This is a genomic window from Enterobacter cloacae complex sp. IR5401, assembly GCF_049238425.1.
GTDB classification, from domain to species: Bacteria; Pseudomonadota; Gammaproteobacteria; order Enterobacterales; family Enterobacteriaceae; genus Enterobacter; species Enterobacter hormaechei_C.
This window is the reverse complement of the sequence record NZ_JBMKHN010000044.1, coordinates 1-2,495: the sequence shown is the minus strand read 5'-3', so window position 1 is coordinate 2,495 and position 2,495 is coordinate 1. Positions and strand designations below refer to the sequence as shown.

The 2,495-nt window shown below is 51.5% G+C and carries 3 protein-coding genes; 1 reads left to right on the top strand and 2 read right to left on the bottom strand.

Features of this window, described 5'->3' with window-relative positions; genetic code table 11:
• The first annotated feature begins 506 nt into the window (after positions 1 to 506).
• On the top strand, positions 507 to 725 hold the full coding sequence (locus ACOTX1_RS23720) for a hypothetical protein (RefSeq protein WP_182407767.1): 219 nt from the start codon (positions 507 to 509) through the stop codon (positions 723 to 725).
• Positions 726 to 1,022: 297 nt separating this feature from the next.
• On the opposite strand, the gene ACOTX1_RS23715 is transcribed toward ACOTX1_RS23720, so the two are convergent.
• Together ACOTX1_RS23715 and ACOTX1_RS23710 are read right to left on the bottom strand one after the other, a co-directional pair.
• Complete coding sequence (locus ACOTX1_RS23715) at positions 1,023 to 1,208, bottom strand: Rop family plasmid primer RNA-binding protein (RefSeq protein ID WP_032673404.1); 186 nt, start codon at positions 1,206 to 1,208, stop codon at positions 1,023 to 1,025.
• A gap of 365 nt (positions 1,209 to 1,573) precedes the next feature.
• The gene (locus ACOTX1_RS23710) at positions 1,574 to 1,801 is read right to left on the bottom strand and encodes a YgdI/YgdR family lipoprotein (protein ID WP_021243043.1); all 228 of its coding nucleotides are present in this window, start codon (positions 1,799 to 1,801) and stop codon (positions 1,574 to 1,576) included.
• Positions 1,802 to 2,495: the final 694 nt, after the last annotated feature.

Here is a 2,495-nt window from a genome sequence, read left to right as displayed (position 1 = left end):
GGGGGAAACGCCTGGTATCTTTAAGCCGCATCGGGTTTCGCCACCACTGATTTGAGCGTCAGATTTCGTGATGCTTGTCAGGGGGGCGGAGCCTATGGAAAAACGGCTTTGCCGTGGCCTTATGCCTTTTTCGCTAAGAACCTTCCTGGCATTCTCCAGGAAATTTCTGCTCTGTACGTAAGCCCGTACCGCTCGCCGCAGCCGAACGACCGAGCGCAGCGAGTCAGTGAGCGAGGAAGCGGAATATCTCCTGTATCACATATTCTGCTGACGCACCGATGCCGCCTTTTTCTCCTGCCACATGAAGCACTTAACTGACATCCGCATCCGTGCCAACATATTAAGCCAGTATACACTCCGCTAGCGCTGCGTGACTGGTCCGGCGCTGCGCCCGGAACCCGCCTGTACCGGTTAAGCAGCCGTTCTGGTCTGACTGCGATTTTTTTCATTCCTGCCCGCTACCCTGTAAACCTTTCTTCTGCGTTGCCGTTAACAGGAGGTAAGCCATGTTTGGTTTTTCCTCCGGAGCCCTGATGACTTTTAATGATGATGAGCGACACCTGCTTGTGTCCGTTGTTTCGGGCTGGCTCCGGCGTGCCGAAGGGGATGCCGGAGCCATGATGCTGGATGCATACCGGCAGATTTTGTCTGAAACCGAACCGGCCGCAAGGGCGGTCATGCTCGAATTTCTTGAATCAGTTCGCATTCATTACGTTTCGTCCTGAGCATTTCCTGAAGCATTTCCTGAATTTTTGTCCATACTCAATCCAGGCGGCCGTCACGGACGGTGGTCGTCGTTCCATGATGCTGTTATGGAAGATTGAGAGTAATCTAACTTGATTGAGTTCCGGGCGTGTCGCCCGGTTTTTTTTGCTGTTTCCCGGTGTCCGCTCCCGGACAGGATGTGCATTTGTAATACCGCGCACGCGGCGGCATCACAAATACCCCGTTCAGGGCTGCGCCCCGACACCCCGCCATCGCCTCACGGCCGCGCACTGAATTGCGCACCCGTTCACCGATTTTCACGCATCTTTCTCGCCTATCTGTGCGTTCAGCATGGCGTAAAGCGCTTCAGCCTGATCGTGCAGATGCTCACAGCAGCCGGCTGCCTCATCCAGATCCATCTGTTCGAGCCGTTCGAGGAGGAGGAGTGTCTGTGAGCGGATAAATTTGGCCATGTTGAGGGCGGCGGATTCCTGTCTGGTCACTGGTGATTTTCCCCGTCTGGTGATGATTTTTGCGTGAAAAGAGCATGCCGTCATTCTGGTGCATAGTCATGCATGCCGTTAAAATTTAACAGGCGCGTTTCTGACGGGTTCCGGGGTGGTTTGTTGTGGTTTTTGTCATGGTTCCGTCAGAAACGCGCTGAGCGCGTCTGAGGCGGTGCGGGCAACGGATGTTATGGTAAATTCTTGGGGGCTTGATTATAAAATACCGCACTTCCTCTTATGTCTTGTGCTTTTTAGACAACCCTGAAAGCTTTTAGCTTTGGTGATGCAATTTGCTGGGATTTTGGCGGAGAACCACAGGTAAAGAAAAAGGCCACATTAGCGGCCTTTTTCGGAGAATATGCTCAGTGCGGAATTTCGGAGACTTCTTTAACGTCGGTTTTATTGATCTGCTGTTTGACACCATTCGCGTCTGTATAGCCAAGCAGGCCTGAGTCTGATTCTTTAGGTTTGCCGTCGCTGACAATAGTGCGACCGTCATTGGTGTGTATGGCATAGCTTGTGCGCGTGCAGCCGGTGAGGGCTGAAAGCGCAACTGCCGCTGCGAACACTGAAACAAAAATCTTTTTCAAAGCCAGCTCCTTTTATCCATATCAGTTTTGGTCACTAACCATCTAACTATAGGTTATTTTTTATGTGAAAAGAGGCTTGATGGTGGGCTGTATATCGAGTTAGGCGCGAGGTGCTATGGTCAAAGTGTGGTGTCAAGCGGGGAGGAGGCTTATATGAGATGTAATCCAGCAGATACATATACCAAGATGATTTAAGTATTCCTCTTTGTGAGGTTGGATGTCTAATTTATAAAGGATCTTCTTGAGATCCTTTTTTTTCGCGCGTAATCTCTTGCCCTGTAAACGAAAAAACCACCCTGGCAGGTGGTTTTTCGAAGGTTAGGTAATCCTGGCAGATCCCCTAACCGTGGTAACAGTCTTGTGCGAGACATGTCACCAAATTTGTCCTTTCAGTGTAGCCTCACTAAGGCCGCCACTTCAAGAACTCTTGATACATCTCTCGCACATCCTGTTTACCAATGGCCGTTGCCAATGGCGATTAGTCGTGTCTTTCCGGGTTGGACTCAAGTTGATAGTTACCGGATAAGGCGCAGCGGTCGGACTGAACGGGGGGTTCGTGCATACAGTCCATCCTGGAGCGAACTGCCTTCCCGGAACTGAGTGTCAGGCGTGGAATGAGAAACCGCGGCCATAACAGCGGAGTGACACCGGTAAACCGAAAGGCAGGAATGCGGGGGAGCACGAGGGAGCCACC

What these genes read in the sequence shown, in the direction of transcription:
- ACOTX1_RS23720 (WP_182407767.1), top strand. Translation starts at nt 507, where the DNA reads ATGTTTGGTTTTTCCTCCGGAGCCCTGATGACTTTTAATGATGATGAG.